Origin of the sequence: uncultured Brachybacterium sp. (assembly GCF_947500705.1) — a bacterium.
In the GTDB taxonomy this organism is placed as follows: Bacteria; Actinomycetota; Actinomycetes; order Actinomycetales; family Dermabacteraceae; genus Brachybacterium.
Genome location: NZ_CANMSY010000040.1, coordinates 1 through 205, shown reverse-complemented (window position 1 = coordinate 205; position 205 = coordinate 1). Strand labels below are relative to the sequence as shown.

Annotated in this window: 1 pseudogene; it reads left to right on the top strand. The window is 69.8% G+C overall.

Going from position 1 to position 205, the window contains the following annotated elements:
* Positions 1–205, top strand: a pseudogene (locus Q0937_RS17970) (IS30 family transposase); the annotation flags it as partial.

Here is a 205-nt window from a genome sequence, read left to right as displayed (position 1 = left end):
CGTGAAAGCGCAGCGTCAGCGTTCGCGCCCGCAGGTCCGGAAAGTCGCGAAGGATGCGGTGCTCGAGGCCCGGGTGAGCGCCGACCTCGCGGCGTCGTGGACGCCGAACGAGATCGCGGGTCGCTTGCGTCTGGAGGCCGCAGACCCGACCGTTGGACGCATGGCGAACTCTCCCGATGCTCAGGGCCGCACCGTCAGCGGAGAA